At 43.9% G+C, this 14,669-nt stretch carries 15 protein-coding genes and 1 pseudogene; 13 read left to right on the top strand and 3 right to left on the bottom strand.

Translation table 11 applies throughout. From position 1 onward, the window contains the following. Positions 1-52 precede the first annotated feature (52 nt). From ubiE to F824_RS0104845, 8 genes are all read left to right on the top strand, one after another. Positions 53-775, top strand: a complete 723-nt coding sequence (gene ubiE / locus F824_RS0104885) for a bifunctional demethylmenaquinone methyltransferase/2-methoxy-6-polyprenyl-1,4-benzoquinol methylase UbiE (RefSeq protein WP_019596743.1) — start codon at positions 53-55, stop codon at positions 773-775. After that, entirely contained in the window at positions 724-1,509 is a 786-nt protein-coding gene (gene porT, locus F824_RS0104880; protein ID WP_019596742.1) for a type IX secretion/gliding motility protein PorT/SprT, read from the top strand. The genes ubiE and porT overlap by 52 nt, the downstream gene beginning before the upstream one ends. Before the next feature lies 1 nt (position 1,510). Further along, positions 1,511-2,269 carry an SDR family NAD(P)-dependent oxidoreductase gene (locus F824_RS0104875; RefSeq protein ID WP_019596741.1) on the top strand — a complete coding sequence of 253 codons (759 nt, stop codon included), beginning with the start codon at positions 1,511-1,513 and terminating at the stop codon, positions 2,267-2,269. Positions 2,270-2,279: 10 nt separating this feature from the next. Further along, the gene (locus F824_RS0104870; protein WP_026333504.1) at positions 2,280-3,041 is read left to right on the top strand and encodes a M15 family metallopeptidase; all 762 of its coding nucleotides are present in this window, start codon (positions 2,280-2,282) and stop codon (positions 3,039-3,041) included. 179 nt (positions 3,042-3,220) lie between these two features. Continuing rightward, a complete protein-coding gene (locus F824_RS0104865; RefSeq protein ID WP_019596739.1) occupies positions 3,221-3,976 on the top strand; it encodes a ThuA domain-containing protein in 756 nt (251 codons plus the stop codon). Between the two features lie 175 nt (positions 3,977-4,151). Beyond that, positions 4,152-4,643, top strand: a complete 492-nt coding sequence (locus F824_RS0104855) for an RNA polymerase sigma factor (protein WP_019596737.1) — start codon at positions 4,152-4,154, stop codon at positions 4,641-4,643. Then, complete coding sequence (locus F824_RS0104850) at positions 4,627-4,953, top strand: hypothetical protein (protein WP_019596736.1); 327 nt, start codon at positions 4,627-4,629, stop codon at positions 4,951-4,953. The genes F824_RS0104855 and F824_RS0104850 overlap by 17 nt, the downstream gene beginning before the upstream one ends. A 16-nt stretch (positions 4,954-4,969) precedes the next feature. Further along, complete coding sequence (locus F824_RS0104845) at positions 4,970-5,626, top strand: Spy/CpxP family protein refolding chaperone (protein ID WP_019596735.1); 657 nt, start codon at positions 4,970-4,972, stop codon at positions 5,624-5,626. 127 nt (positions 5,627-5,753) lie between these two features. Here the strand turns inward: F824_RS0104845 and F824_RS0104840 are convergent, their stop codons facing one another. Together F824_RS0104840 and F824_RS0104835 are read right to left on the bottom strand one after the other, a co-directional pair. Further along, positions 5,754-7,439: a DUF885 family protein gene (locus F824_RS0104840; protein WP_019596734.1), complete on the bottom strand. Its 1,686-nt coding sequence runs from the start codon at positions 7,437-7,439 to the stop codon at positions 5,754-5,756. A gap of 5 nt (positions 7,440-7,444) precedes the next feature. Then, positions 7,445-8,314: an AraC family transcriptional regulator gene (locus tag F824_RS0104835; protein WP_019596733.1), complete on the bottom strand. Its 870-nt coding sequence runs from the start codon at positions 8,312-8,314 to the stop codon at positions 7,445-7,447. A gap of 128 nt (positions 8,315-8,442) precedes the next feature. Between F824_RS0104835 and F824_RS0104830 the strand changes: the two genes are divergently transcribed. From F824_RS0104830 to F824_RS0104810, 4 genes and pseudogenes are all read left to right on the top strand, one after another. Continuing rightward, complete coding sequence (locus tag F824_RS0104830) at positions 8,443-9,333, top strand: dihydrodipicolinate synthase family protein (protein ID WP_019596732.1); 891 nt, start codon at positions 8,443-8,445, stop codon at positions 9,331-9,333. Positions 9,334-9,579: 246 nt separating this feature from the next. Next, positions 9,580-11,025, top strand: a complete 1,446-nt coding sequence (locus tag F824_RS0104820) for an aldehyde dehydrogenase (NADP(+)) (protein ID WP_026333502.1) — start codon at positions 9,580-9,582, stop codon at positions 11,023-11,025. A 75-nt stretch (positions 11,026-11,100) separates the two neighbouring features. Then, entirely contained in the window at positions 11,101-12,099 is a 999-nt protein-coding gene (locus F824_RS0104815; protein ID WP_019596729.1) for a 4-hydroxyproline epimerase, read from the top strand. Between the two features lie 96 nt (positions 12,100-12,195). Then, positions 12,196-12,381: pseudogene (locus F824_RS0104810) on the top strand (FAD-dependent oxidoreductase); the annotation flags it as partial. Between the two features lie 20 nt (positions 12,382-12,401). Here F824_RS0104810 and F824_RS0104805 read toward each other — a convergent pair. Further along, complete coding sequence (locus F824_RS0104805) at positions 12,402-12,878, bottom strand: hypothetical protein (RefSeq protein ID WP_019596727.1); 477 nt, start codon at positions 12,876-12,878, stop codon at positions 12,402-12,404. 540 nt (positions 12,879-13,418) lie between these two features. Here F824_RS0104805 and F824_RS0104795 point away from each other — a divergent pair. Then, positions 13,419-14,666, top strand: a complete 1,248-nt coding sequence (locus F824_RS0104795; protein ID WP_019596725.1) for an NAD(P)/FAD-dependent oxidoreductase — start codon at positions 13,419-13,421, stop codon at positions 14,664-14,666. The last annotated feature ends 3 nt before the right edge of the window (positions 14,667-14,669 follow it).

Here is a 14,669-nt window from a genome sequence, read left to right as displayed (position 1 = left end):
TTCCATTGCGCAGGTTTATTAGTAATATTGCACCATCATTTAATAAAAGTACATGGCAGTAGTCCCATATAAAAACAAACAGGAAGGCAAAAAAGAGCAGGTTGCGGAAATGTTCAACAACATCAGCAAGCGGTACGACTTGTTGAATCATGTGCTCAGCTTGGGAATCGATATTATTTGGAGGAAAAAGGCAATCAAATTGCTCCAAAAAGACAAACCCAAACTGATTTTGGACATTGCCACAGGTACCGGAGATTTTGCGATCGAGGCACTTGCCCTCAACCCCGATAAAATCATCGGTGTGGATATTTCGGCAGGAATGTTGGAAGAAGGCAGAAAAAAGATGAAAAAGCGAAACTTGGAACATATCATCGATCTTCAGATGGGTGATTCCGAAAAGCTCCTTTTTGAGGATAATAAATTTGATGCCGTCATCGTTTCATTTGGAGTCAGAAACTTTGAAACCTTGGAAAAAGGAATTGCCGACATGTATCGGGTGTTGAAACCTGGAGGAAAAACCGTGATCGTGGAATTTTCAAAGCCAAAGAAATTCCCAATGAAGCAAGGATATAATTTTTATTTCAAATATATTTTACCTCGAATCGGTAAACTCGTCTCAAAAGATGATTCCGCCTATACCTATTTGCCAGAGTCGGTACAGGCTTTCCCGGACGGGAATGATTTTCTGGAAGTATTAGAAAAAGTTGGTTTTAAAAACACAAAATGCAAACCCCTGACCTTCGGCATCAGCTCAATTTACATCGGAGAAAAATAGCAGCGAGTCTTTTCCTGCTTCTTTTCACCAGTTCCTCTCTTTTTGCCCAAGCCAGATTCAATGCCATCAGCACGGCTGGTCAGGATGAAAAAGCCATTTCTTATGGTTTTTTTCTTGCCACCCACACCAACTCCTGGAGGCTGAAATATTCAGAAGAATTTCTCAATTCCCAAAATGCGGTTTTGGGACAGGTACAGAGTATCATGCCCGTCTATACACCGGGTTTTTCGCTGGGTTTCCTGACCACATTTAGGCTACACGATCAACTCAATATCCTCTTTACCCCAAAAGTGGCTTTCTACGAATTTAAGACAGATATCAATTTCTTTGGCAACGTTCAACTCGACAACACCATAGATGGAGCACCGCAAGGCAATTCAAGAACGATCGTAACAGAGTCCACCATGGTGGAATTCCCCTTACTTCTCAAATACAAGGCACAAAGATTCAACAATTCCCGGATGTTTTTTACTGCCGGAGGAAGCGCCATGTTCAGGACAAAAGATCAAGATGAGGCGGATATCGAGGGCTTGGTCACCACAGGAAGAGATTTCACCGTGGACATGGGTATCGGATTCGATCTTTATTTCAAATTCTTCAAATTCTCTCCCGAGGTTCGTTTCTCCCATGGATTGAACAACATGTACCGACCGGAAGCTTCTGATTCGGAATTTGCCGGAGCAATCGAATCCCTGAAAAGAAAAAGCATCACGCTGTATTTGAATTTTCAATAAAATGAAAAAAAAGATAGCACTCATTACAGGCGCCACCTCAGGAATAGGAAAAGCCACTGCCCTTTCCCTAGCCAACTTGGGGTACAATATCATTGCCACAGGTAGGAGAAAGGAAAGACTGGAAGCGCTCAAGGCGGAACTACCAGAAGAAGCCCAACTTTTTACACTCTGCTTCGATGTCAAGGATAGAGAGGCGGTGAAAGCAGCCTTTGCCTCACTACCTGAATCTTGGAGAGCCATCGATGTCCTGATCAACAATGCTGGAAATGCCCACGGTATGGATCCCATCCAATCCGGAAATGTGGACAATTGGGATGCCATGATGGACATCAATGTCAAGGGATTGCTATACGTTTCTAAGGAAGTGATGCCAGGTATGGTGGAAAGAGAATCAGGGACCATCGTCAACATTGGCTCCATCGCAGGAAAAGAAGTCTATCCAAACGGAAATGTGTACTGTGCCTCCAAACATGCGGTCGATGCGATCACGAATGGCATGCGGATGGACCTCAATCCATTTGGCATCAAAGTCATCGGAATCCATCCAGGCCTTGTCGAAACAGAATTTTCATTGGTCCGCTTCAAAGGGGATGAAGACCGATCAAAAAAGGTTTACCAAGGTTATGACCCTTTGAAGGCTGCTGACATTGCCGAAATCATAGCCTTCGCCGTGACGCGACCGGCTCATGTGGTCATGGCAGACATCGTCATCCTACCCACTGCGCAGGCAAGTGCAACGATCTTGAAGAAAACGCTTTAAACCTGTGTCCATAAAACAACGCTTCTTTCTTATTGTGGTCTCTGCATTGGTTTTCCAATGCAATCCAAAAACTGTGACTGAAGAGGAAATGGAAATTCCAGCCGAATCAGTGGAAATAGCGAAGGAAGTGATTGCTGAGCCAATTGATGTTGAATCCATCGGTGATTTGGAACAAAGCCTGATCGAGGCGGGATTGGTGAATATTGAAACCGAAATCCCAGGGGTTTTTGTGGAGTTAAAATATTCAACTACGGACAATTTTTTTGGTCAGGATGTCTATGGCGATTTGACTAAGGCATATATCCAACAGGAAGTGGCCCAAATGCTTAAGAAAGCCCACCAAAGACTCAAGGAAGAACATCCGGAACTCACCTTTTTGGTTTATGACGGGGTCAGACCGCTGAGCGTCCAACAAATCCTTTGGGACAATTTGGACAAACCCGACAGTCTCAAACCGCTGTATGTTGCCGACCCAAAAATCGGTGGATTACACAATTATGGTGTGGCTGTGGACCTGACACTAGCCTACCAAGAATCCGGTCAAGCGCTAAACATGGGAACAGGATATGATTTTTTTGGGTATCCCGCCTATCCCGACAGGGAAAATCAAATGCTTCGAGAAGGAAAAATCACCAAGGAACATGTGGCCAACAGAGAAATCCTCCGAAAAGTCATGAAACATGGTGGATTTACGGGAATCGGTTCCGAATGGTGGCATTTCAATGCTTTTTCAAGGAAAGAGGCTGCGGTGAAATTCGATTTGGTAAAATAGTCAATTCGAAAACACGCTTCGGGTTCAAACCGAAGAAACCATTTTTGGCCCAATCCACTTTTACTTTTTCTCAAAAGAGATCATTACCGATAATGGAAAAGGGATGCAAACCATCGGTTTTTAATTATGGAATTACCATTGTACTTGGTATCTTGTAATTTACACATAAACAAACCCACATGAACTCAAAAACCTATTTAACCTCCATGTTGCTTGCACTTTTTATGGTCATCGGCACTGTGGAAATGTCCTTTGGCCAAAGAAATGCCCAGTTCCGGGCTTTGGTATTTAGCAAAACCAAGGGGTTCCGGCACCAGTCCATCCCAGATGGGGTCATGGCCATAAAAAAACTTTCCAGGGAAAATGTCTTTGACATGCATTCCACGGAAGACGCCGATTATATCACGGACAAGAACCTCGCAAATTTTGATGTCATCATCCTGATGAGTACCACCGGTACGATTTTCAATGAAGAACAGAAAGCAGTCATCCAAAGATTTGTCCAAAGTGGTAAGGGAATCGTGGGCATCCACAGTGCCACCGACACCGAATACGACTGGCCTTGGTACACCAAACTGATCGGTGCCCAGTTCATGAACCACCCTCACCAACAAACATTGAAGTTGAATGTCATCAACCGCGAACATCCCTCCACCTATCATTTGCCTGCCAAATGGGTATGGACAGACGAATTGTATGCTTTCAAAAACTTCAATCCAGACGTAACGGTATTGATCACTGCAGACGAAAGAACCTATGACCCTAAAGGTGGAATGGGCGAATTTCACCCGATGTCTTGGACCCATGAGTACGATGGCGGCCGGATTTTCTACACCGCTTTGGGACATACAGATGAATCCTTTTTGGATGACAATTTCCTAAAACACATCCTGGGCGGAATCTGGTGGTCTGCCAAAGGTTTTCCTGTTGATTGAACTAAAGATTAGATGCGTAAAGGCCTTTGGTTTCTGGATTTTTCCAGCAATCAAAGGCTTTTTTATTTCATACTTTTCATTATCAGAAGCATGGATTGGGTCATGGATGCTTTTTTTCACTTTTATTTTTTGCCACTGTCATATAAATCCTGATTTTAGACACTAAGGGATAAGCATGAAAAAACCACAGCTGGAAAAAATCATTAAAGAACTTCACCATGAAGCCTATTTCTGGTCAAGACAATGCTGTGGATTTGATGATGAACAGGCAAAGGATATTCTCCAGCACGTTTATTTGAAAATCCTTGAGGGTACCGCCAAGTTTGATGAAAAATCCAAGGTGAAAACATGGTTGTTTTCGGTGGTAAGATTTACAGCGTCGGAGTGGCGAAAAAAGGAGAACAATCATATAAGGATGGAAGATGGATTTGACATTCCGGAAAACGCGGCACCCATTATAGCCGAATCCCATGAAGAGCTCATCCAAATGCTCCCATTGAGGCAAAAGGAGGTTTTGTTACTGGTGTTTTACCACGGACTGACCTTGGAGAAAGCCGCTGAAGTAATGGAGATCGGCATTGGTTCTACCAGAACACATTATGATCGTGGAAAAACCAATCTCAAAAAACTCATTCTAAAGAAGCAAGCCCATGAAAATGCCAGATAAAGAAACCGATTTAGAATTGCAGGGATTTTTCGCAGAAATGAAGAAGCAGGATGCCCAATCCCAAATCCCTCCCCTTCCAAAATTCCCCAAGACCAAAAATTGGCTTTGGGTTCCCATTGGGATCGCTGCGTCTTTGATTATGGGGATCTGGTATTTTACGCCAATCGATTCCGATTATAAATTGGAAGAGGACATCATCATCATTTCGCTGATACAAGACAAGAACAATGAGTTGCAATTTTCGATAGAGTCCACGACATCCATGGATAGCTGGGAAGCTTCTTCTTCCTCCTTACTTACAGAATTTTAACCAAAATCGAATTACTATGAAAAAGTTAATCTTAATCGCCTTTTTATCTGTCACAGGAATTGCGCAGGCACAGGATATCTTTCAAGGAGACCTTTTCCCTGCTGATCTCATCATGAAAAACAGGGATAAAATTTCTCTGACTGATCAACAGGCAGATAAAATAAAAAAAATACACAGTGTAAATGCAGGAGAATTCAGCACCCTGAAATGGGATTTGGATGCTGCCAACTCAAAGTTAAAGGCTTTACTCAGCGAAACAAAAGTCAACCAGGATGCCGTCCAAAAACAGATGGATGTGGTACTTGCCATAGAAAACAACTTGAAAAAGAAGCAGCTGACCAACCTCGTGGCCATTAAGAATGAGCTGAATGAAAACCAGGTTGATTTACTTAAAGAAACCAAGGGGATTCGTGTAACAGGGTATGCAAGCCAAAAAACAGGTGATAATGCTTCTTCTCCTTTTGCCATTACGGTGAAAAGTGGAGAGAGTGAAGGCCCAAAGCCAAACTTTTATCTTTCTGAAAAAGGCAAGTTGACCAGAACCAAAGACATCAATGCCATCAATCCGAAGGATATAGAAAAAATGGAAGTCTTAAAAGGAAAAGCCGCAACTGACAAAGTGGGTGAAGATGGAAAGAATGGCATCGTCATCATCACCCTTAAAAAGAATTAGGAAAATATCCGCTGAATGAATTCACCTCAACCTCGGAATCAGAATCGAAGTTGAGGTGAATTTTTATTTATGTTTTTTCGTACTCGAGCTCTTTCTTCAAGCAAAAAAAGGAATCAAGAATATTCCATCAATCCAAAAACCTCCATGAACTCTTGTAATCCTTCGGTAAAGTCTCTCCTTTTATCCTGGCCCGAAGCAATTCCACGGGTACGGTGTTTTGGGTGATGATAAAGTCATGAAAGGCTTTTTCGGTCATTTTTCCCGTGTCGACCAATTCCGCCTTCAGCGCATAAAACTGTAACCCTCCGATCATGTAGGCAATTTGGTAAAGTGGCCCATATCTTCCGGTAAAGGATCTTCTCACTTCTGCTTCCGCATTGGCCCGTTCATGGCCTACTTTTTCCACCAAATAGTCGATGCATTCCTGCGGACTCATCTTTCCCAAATGATAGTTGAGGGAGAAAACGATCCTTGCGCAACGGTGCATTCTCCAGAACAACATCCCGATTCGATCCTCTGCCGATCTTGGAAAGTCCTTGTCCCAAAGATTGAATTCCCAATACAAAGCCCAGCCCTCAGTCCAAAATGGCGTGCTGAACAATCTCCTGTGCGGATGATGGCGTTGGTTCATAAACTGCTGCAAATGATGACCGGGAATCAACTCATGTTGAACCGTCGCCCTTGAAAAATGGGGGTTGTTTCCCCGCATGCTCATCATTTTCTCTTCATGCGTCATGTCAGAAGTGGGATACGAAATCTGGATTTCCTCACCACCCAAGAAAAAAGGACTTACCCTTTGTCTTTCAGCCGAAATCATACTCGTCCTCCAGGTTTCTTTGGCGAGCTCAGGCACTGTGATCAGATCATATTTCTCCAAAAAAGCAATCGCTTCATCCGCCATTTCCGTCACCATTCCCGGCCAAACACCCGCCGGAACATACGTGTTTTTCACCATCTCCAAAGCTGCTTTCCAGTCATTGCCAAATCCCAGTTCATTCGATGCTTTCAGCATTTCCTTCTCGCACCAGGCATATTGTTTTTCAGCTTCCTTGATCAATTCTTCGGGACTGTAGTTGATGAATTCAAACTCAAGCTCCTTTTCTATGGCCATCTTCCCTATCGGTTTGCCGATGATTCCGCTGCCATCATCTTTGATCACCGTATTTTCAAAATGGGTTTTCAAAAATGCCTCGTATTCCTGCAAGCCTTTGTTCACCTTTGCGAAAGGCTCCTGCATCCACCAGGTGAATTCCGGATCATAATCAAAGTAAAAATTATAGGCCTCTTCCGTATTCTTCCTCAAGGCCGCAATGACATTGGCCGCCAATTCAGCCTTTTGCCAACTTTCGAAAGGTTTGGATTTCTTCATTTTTTCCCAATCCGCCAGCATGAGTCGATGGGAATCTTCAAAAGCGGCTGCAAGTTTGGGCGATTCTGGCTGCTTCGCTTTTCTTCTATTGGTATAAAAAGCCTGGAGGTGCGATGAAAAACCAGCCACATGGGCCACTGTTTTGTATTCTTGAAATTCCGAATTGTGGAAATAACTTTGTTTTTCGAGATGATTTCTAAAAAGCAAGTAATCCGTTTTCCCGTCTTCAGAAAATGAATCGTAAGACAACGCTTCCAGATTCCCCATCCAATCTCTATACAATTGCTCCATTCTCAGGAAATATTCTTCCGAAAGCGGGTTGCTGTACTTTCGGCTCAGGGAAGAACGGTCTGCCTGATAGGCCATGATGGCTTCATAGAGTTCTGAGGCAGTCGCCTGAAAACCCATCAGTATGACAAGGGAAAAGAGGAGTATTTTTTTCATATCGATTAAAATTGGACTTGCTTTCTGAATGCTTTTGGAGTGTGATGCGTATATTTTTTAAATGCCCGGTTAAAATTGGAAAGATTCTGAAATCCAGTTTGGTAAGCAATCTGGGAGACGGACAAATCAGATTCCTGAAGGTGATGACAAGCTTTGTGAATACGCAGTTGGTTGAGAAATTCGGTGAAGGTTTTCCCTGTTCGTTCCTTGAAAAACCTACAAAAAGCCTCTTTACTCATGTTGGCCACTTCTGCCACTTCGTGTAAGGCGATGTTTCTTTGGCTTTCGGCCAAAATAAACTGCATGACATTCCCCATCCGCTTCCCTTCAAGCTCAGAATAATCTTTACCAGGCATCATTTGATTGAGCTGTACCAATGCTTCCATTTCCTGTAAGGACTTTAGGATCGTCAGGGCAGCGAGAAATTTCTCCAGCCCAGCATTTGCTCCGAATCTTTGGATAGATCTTCCGATCGACTCCTTTTTTTTGCCTTGGATGGAGTAGCAGCCTTTGATGGTCATCATCCATTGTTTGAGTGCCAAAAACTCCTCCACTGCCCATATCTCTTTTCCCAAAGCATCAAAATCAAAAAAAAGGGTATTGCTGCGTGATTTTTTTTGATTTTCACTGGCAAAATATTCCTCATCGCTTCTAAAAACATGGGGCACATTGGAACTCAACAGATAAATATCACCGGGCTCGAATCTTCCCAGATAATCCCCGACCATCAACTGTCCTTTTCCTTCCAAAATCAGCGTCAATTGCCACTCTGGATGCTGGTGTAGCTTGCCATAGAAGTGTTTGCCTTCGTCGATTTGGAAGCGAAGAAACTCCTTCTGGGATTTGGGGATTTTGAATGGGATGATTTTTGACATTTCAATATGATATTAATCAATATTAGAATTAATTCATAAAATAAAATCAATATAATACCAGTATTCATTAATTCAGTGTATAAAAACTTTTAAAAGGCATCCTACCTTTGATAAAAACCACGAAAACTATGAATTGGAAAGGAGTATTCCCCGCAGTGACCACCAAGTTTCACCAGGATGGAAGCTTGGATATGGACATGTTTTTCAAAAACCTGGAAGCCCAAGTAAAAGCAGGCGTACATGGAATTATTCTGGGGGGCACCTTGGGGGAATCCAGTGTGCTCAGCTTGGAAGAAAAAATGGTGTTGACCAAGGAAACGATCAAAGAGCTCAATGGTCAGCTCCCCGTAATCCTGAATATCGCTGAGGGAGCGACCCAAGATGCAATATTTTGGGCGCACAAAGCCGAAGAATTGGGTGCCTCCGGTCTCATGCTGCTTCCACCCATGCGGTATGCCGCAGATGCCCGGGAAACGGTCACTTATTTCAAGGCGGTAGCGAAAAGCACAAGGCTTCCCATCATGATTTACAACAATCCCGTGGATTACAAGACACTTGTGACACTTCCCATGTTTGAGGACCTCCTTGACTGTGAAAATATCCAGGCCGTAAAAGAATCCACCAGAGACATCTCCAATGTCACGCGGATGATCAACAAATTTGGAGATCGGTACAATATCCTTTGTGGAGTGGATACTTTGGCGATGGAAGAATTGCTGATGGGCGCCTCGGGATGGGTAGCCGGATTGGTCTGTGCCTTCCCCAAGGAAACCGTTGCGATTTACAATCTTTTGCAGGAGGGAAAAATTGAAGAAGCCTTGAAAATCTATCGCTGGTTCTTACCTTTATTGGAGTTGGATATCCACCCGAAACTGGTCCAATACATCAAGTTGGCAGAACAAATGGCGGGCATCGGTACCGAATATGTCCGTGCCCCGCGATTGACTTTGGTAGGAGAAGAGAGAATAAAAGTGGAAAACATCATCAAGAGAGGCCTTGAGCATCGGCCGATCATCTAAAACGGTAAATGCTGAGAAAAGCCTTGGTTGAAATCAATTCACCTTTCTAAATCTCCCTTTCCCACAGGAATTTGCTTCATTTTGTCTAATTTGTACATCAGAGATGCAACCTGAAATTGGATCCATTTTATTTTGTACGCATAAAAATTTTGCAAGCAATGGTATCTTCGCCACCCTCCCAAAATCATGGGGATTAATGGGAAGATGCATTTTATTATATTTTATTTCACCTCAAACCAAAAAACCATGACCTACGACCCCATCTTTCAAAAAGCCCAAGAAGCATTCTTTTTTTACAAAAATGTTCCGGGAAAGGAGAAAGCTGCTTTTCTCAGGAAGATTGCGGATGGAATAGAGTCGGAAAAGACCCAATTGATCCCGCTTGCCTCAGAGGAATCCAATCTTCCGGAAGGAAGGATCACCGGCGAACTGGGCCGGACCTGTGGACAGATCAGGTTGTTCGCCAATTTGGTGGAGGAGGGTTCCTGGGTGGAAGCCACCATTGACCATGGTGATCCGACCCGAACGCCCGCAGCAAAGCCGGATTTGAGAAGATTTTTGACCCCATTGGGTCCTGTAGTCGTGTTTGGTGCCAGTAATTTTCCCTTGGCGTTTTCCACTGCCGGAGGGGACACGGTTTCTGCATTGGCTGCCGGTTGCCCTGTGCTCTACAAGGCACATCCAGCGCATCCCAAAACTTCCACACTTGTTTCTTCGATAATCCAAAAAGCGGTAAAAGATTCCGCATTTCCCAGTGGACTATTCCAGCAAGTGGAAGGCGGCGTGGAGACTGGTCAGGCATTGGTAAAGCATCCCATGGCAAAAGCGGTGGCTTTCACTGGCTCGCATGTGGGAGGAAAGTCTTTGTTCGACTTGGCCAACCAAAGGGAGGAGCCCATACCGGTTTTTGCAGAAATGGGTTCTGTGAATCCTATTTTTACATTCCCCAAAAAACTTGAAAACGATATTGTGGGTGCCGCAAAATCTTTTGTGGGCTCGCTGACTTTGGGAGCCGGCCAGTTTTGTACGAACCCGGGATTGATCTTTGTTCCCAAAAGCTTGGAAAAGGAATTTGCGGATGCGGTGAAAAGTGAATTGGAAGATATCACGGCGGCGCCCATGCTGCATGAAGGAATTGCCGAAAGCTATTATTCTGCACTTCAATACCTTCAGGGAAGAAACGAATTGGCATGGGTCAAGGTAGCCGCAGCCAAGGATTTGATCAAAGGCCATCCTGCCCTTGCCAAGATCAAGTCGAAAGACTGGTTGAAGGACAATAAATTCCAGCAGGAAGTTTTCGGCGCTTTTGCTTTGATGGTGGTATATAAAAGTGAGGACGAGCTATTGGAAATCGCCCAAAAACTCCAAGGACAACTCACCGTGACCATCTGGGCCGAAGAGGAGGAATTGAAAGACCAGCTCTATTTGATTAACTTATTGGAAGAAAAATGTGGGAGAATGCTTTACAAAGGTGTTCCGACAGGGGTGGAAGTGGGTTATGCCATGCATCATGGTGGACCATACCCTTCCACGACCGATAGCAGAAGTACTTCAGTAGGGGTGTATTCAATCAAACGCTTTGCGCGCCCGATCGCCTTGCAGGACATGCCGGACATCCTTCTGCCAGATGCACTTAGAGAAGGCAATCCCTTGAAAATCTGGAGAATGGTGGATGGGGAATTTAAAAAATAGGGACAGAAGTAACTTGAGTATCCCAGATTCTTATTCGCCTAATCCTTTCATAAAAAGCCAATTTATTGTTCAGTAATGAAAAAAACATTCAGTTGCATCGATGCGCATACCTGTGGCAATCCCGTCAGACTGGTTTCGGGTGGGGTTCCTTTTTTGGAGGGGAGCAATATGGTGGAAAAGCGACAGTTCTTTTTGGACCATTATGACTGGATCCGAAAAGGTTTGATGTTTGAGCCGAGGGGTCATGATATGATGTCCGGTTCCATGCTTTTTCCTCCCCATGATCCCGCAAATGATGTTGCGGTTCTTTTTATCGAAACCAGTGGCTGTCTTCCCATGTGCGGTCATGGTACGATTGGTACGGTGACAATTGCAATTGAGGAAGGTTTGATTTTACCCAAAACCCCCGGTAAGCTCCGCATAGAAACTCCTGCCGGATTGGTTCATGTTACCTATGTGCAGGAAGGGAAAAAAGTAAAATCCGTCAAGTTGGTAAACATCGCTTCCTATCTCGCAGCTCGGGACATTGAGGTAGAATGTGGTGACTTGGGAATACTGAAGGTAGATGTGGCGTATGGGGGAAATTTCTATGCGATCGTTGATCCACAGGAGAATTTCTCGGGCATCGAAAATTACCGTGCGGAGCAACTTATCACCTGGAGCAGGGAGATCCGCAATAAAATCAATGCTGCCCATGCATTCATTCATCCCGAAAAACCATCCATCAGGGGCCTTTCCCATTTACTATGGACTGGAAAAACAATTGACAGCAATTCAACTGCGCGAAATGCAGTTTTCTACGGAGACAAGGCAATTGACCGCTCTCCCTGCGGAACGGGAACCTCAGCCCGAATGGCCCAATGGCATGCCAAAGGGTTGCTGAAAAAGGGTGAGCTTTTTATTCATGAAAGCTTTATCGGGTCAAAATTCACGGGCGAGGTCGTGGAAGAAACCAAAGTCGGAGATTTCCCAGCCATTATTCCCAGCATCGAGGGATGGGCGATGGTAACGGGATACAACACCATTTTCCTGGATGATGAAGATCCTTATGTGCATGGATTTCAGGTGATTTAGGATTATTATGAATTCCAATCAAGCCATTCTGATGATAAATACACCTTCATTCATAGTCCCTTCTCAATTTCAAGCCATGCAATTTCAATCCCGATTATGAAACCAACCCTTATCATCGGCGGCGGAATCGTCGGATTGTTTACGGCTTATTTTCTACGGGAAGCTGGAGTAGAGGTCATTGTCATTGACAAAGGAGACATGGAGATCAATTGCTCCACGGGAAATGCCGGAATGATCGGACCCAGCCATATTGTCCCCTTGGCTTCACCGGGGTTTATAAACTCCTGCAGTGGTGCCTGCTTTTAGTTTTTGAATCCAACATCAAATACTACCTGCAGACCTTCATATTTCCTTTCAATGACAGTTACATAAAATACATTTGTAAAGGCAGCGCAGATCAGTTCATGCATTTCAACTTTATAGATTAGTTTATTATTGCATATAAACACTTGCTGCCTGTTAAATTCTGCACATTGGTGATGGCGGTAGCGCCCGGCAAGGATGAAATATTTTTCAAAATCAATGGCTGGAAGTTCAGTGTTACAGGTAAAATATTTGATATAGTCAGCTTGTGACTTGATGACAAGGTTTACTTCCCTGGTATCAGGATTTATATGCTGAATGCTACATGGCAAATTTTCCAACTCCTCATTGTAAAAAGTCTCTATCCGTTGGCTATTTTCACCCTCACAACTTTGGTTCAAACTCTCTTCCTGACAACTGCCCAAAAGCACTGTCAAAAGCAATAGAATTGTCACCGATTTAAATTGGTTTTTCATAGTATTTTGCATTGTAATATTGTTTTAAGTACATATAATTCATTTAATGATTGAATAAGAATATGCAAGACACCACACTTAATTTTGGCTCTAGTATCCCTCATTATTTTATGAATTCATTTTTTTTTAAATGTGCTGGAAATTCCTGGTTTTCTATCACAGGGATGCCGGTACTTTAACCGGATTAAGATAAACCTTGCATCGGCATTGCTTTGGTTTAGAACCCATTCTAAATATAACCTTGATATTCCGTTGAAAAAATACCCTGCACAGGGTATTTTTTGCCTATTTTCACCTTTTTTCCTAATATATCCCATGCTCATCTTTGATTCAGACTTATATTTTTTATTATATTCCCTCCAATCAATATGGTATGGCAACAAGTCAACTGAGTGGGATGAATAGTTTCAGATTTGAATTACCTTTATTCGGATTTCATTTGTTGATATCCAATTTGTATAAATGGTTCGAATTCCAAATCTTGCCTACCTAAATTTTCTAAACTCTTTATTCTTGGCTCTTTATACTAGCTACTAAAATATGAAACCAACCCTTATCATCGGCGGCGGAATCGTCGGATTGTTTACGGCTTATTTTCTACGGGAAGCCGGAGTGGAGGTCATTGTCATTGACAAAGGAGACATGGAGATCAATTGCTCCACCGGAAATGCCGGCATGATCGTGCCTAGCCATATTGTCCCCTTGGCAGCGCCGGGAATGATCAGCAAGGGGATTTCCTGGATGTTTTCGGCCAAAAGCCCCTTCTACATCCATCCCAAAATGGACCGAAAACTCCTCCAATGGTGCTTGCTCTTTTACCGCTCGGCCAACAAAAACCATGTGGAAAAAAGCATTCCCTTCCTCAAAAACCTGAGCTTGCTCAGCAAGGCGCTGTATCAGGAGTTCAATGAAAAATATCGGGATGCGGATTTGGGACTGGTTGAAAAAGGCCTCATGATGCTTTACCAGACGCCGGAAGCAGAAAAAGAAGAAATCGAATTTGCCCATCTGGCAAGAAAACACGGTTTGGAAGCCGAAATTTTAACCCCTTCGGATATCCAGAAAAAAGAACCCAACCTGGAAGTCAAAGCCCGAGGTGCATTGCTGTTCCCTGGAGATGCGCATTTATCGCCCTCTTCCCTGTACCGCTTTTTGAAAAATCATCTTGAGAAAAATGGCGTTCAGTTTCAAAACCAGGTAACCGTTACCGGTTTCGAGAAAATTGGTGGAGCTGTAAATGCTGTCCTGACAACAGAAGGGAGAATCGAAGGCGCTAATTTTATGCTCTGCGGCGGGGCTTGGTCTGCTGAATTGGCCAAAATGCTGGGTTTTTCCCTGCCGATGATGGGCGGAAAGGGCTACAGTTTTATGCAGGAAAACCGACCGGAAATCCTCCAGGCCTCCATTCTGACCGAGATGAAGGTTTCCGTCAGCCCATTTGGGAATGAAGTGCGGTTTGGGGGAACCATGGAAATCGCCGGCACGGATGAAACGATCAACATGAACCGCGTCAAAGGGATTTTCGAATCCATCAACCGCTATTACCCTGATTTTCAGGCCAAATTCCCCGAAAAAGACCACATCTGGAAAGGCCTCAGACCTTGCTCCCCTGACGGATTGCCCTATATCGGAGCCGCTCCAGGCCTCAACAATGTTTGGGTGGGTTCCGGCCACAGCATGATGGGAATCAGTCTGGCGCCGGGTACAGGGAAAATCCTGGCGGAAATGCACCAGCATAAAACGACGGAAATGCAGTTGGAGGGATTTAAAGTCGATAGATTCAGATGATTC

Origin of the sequence: Rhodonellum psychrophilum GCM71 = DSM 17998 (assembly GCF_000381545.1) — a bacterium.
Taxonomy (GTDB): Bacteria; Bacteroidota; Bacteroidia; order Cytophagales; family Cyclobacteriaceae; genus Rhodonellum; species Rhodonellum psychrophilum.
This window is presented reverse-complemented; position numbering and strand designations above follow the sequence as displayed.

Coding starts and splice junctions, on each gene's coding strand:
- F824_RS0104795 (WP_019596725.1), top strand. CDS start 13,419: ATGAAACCAACCCTTATCATCGGCGGCGGAATCGTCGGATTGTTTACG.
- ubiE (WP_019596743.1), top strand. CDS start 53: ATGGCAGTAGTCCCATATAAAAACAAACAGGAAGGCAAAAAAGAGCAG.
- F824_RS0104835 (WP_019596733.1), bottom strand. CDS start 8,314: ATGTCAAAAATCATCCCATTCAAAATCCCCAAATCCCAGAAGGAGTTT.
- F824_RS0104820 (WP_026333502.1), top strand. CDS start 9,580: ATGACCTACGACCCCATCTTTCAAAAAGCCCAAGAAGCATTCTTTTTT.
- F824_RS0104850 (WP_019596736.1), top strand. CDS start 4,627: ATGAAAATGCCAGATAAAGAAACCGATTTAGAATTGCAGGGATTTTTC.
- F824_RS0104805 (WP_019596727.1), bottom strand. CDS start 12,878: ATGAAAAACCAATTTAAATCGGTGACAATTCTATTGCTTTTGACAGTG.
- F824_RS0104830 (WP_019596732.1), top strand. CDS start 8,443: ATGAATTGGAAAGGAGTATTCCCCGCAGTGACCACCAAGTTTCACCAG.
- F824_RS0104855 (WP_019596737.1), top strand. CDS start 4,152: ATGAAAAAACCACAGCTGGAAAAAATCATTAAAGAACTTCACCATGAA.
- F824_RS0104815 (WP_019596729.1), top strand. CDS start 11,101: ATGAAAAAAACATTCAGTTGCATCGATGCGCATACCTGTGGCAATCCC.
- F824_RS0104840 (WP_019596734.1), bottom strand. CDS start 7,439: ATGAAAAAAATACTCCTCTTTTCCCTTGTCATACTGATGGGTTTTCAG.
- F824_RS0104875 (WP_019596741.1), top strand. CDS start 1,511: ATGAAAAAAAAGATAGCACTCATTACAGGCGCCACCTCAGGAATAGGA.
- F824_RS0104865 (WP_019596739.1), top strand. CDS start 3,221: ATGAACTCAAAAACCTATTTAACCTCCATGTTGCTTGCACTTTTTATG.
- porT (WP_019596742.1), top strand. CDS start 724: ATGCAAACCCCTGACCTTCGGCATCAGCTCAATTTACATCGGAGAAAA.
- F824_RS0104845 (WP_019596735.1), top strand. CDS start 4,970: ATGAAAAAGTTAATCTTAATCGCCTTTTTATCTGTCACAGGAATTGCG.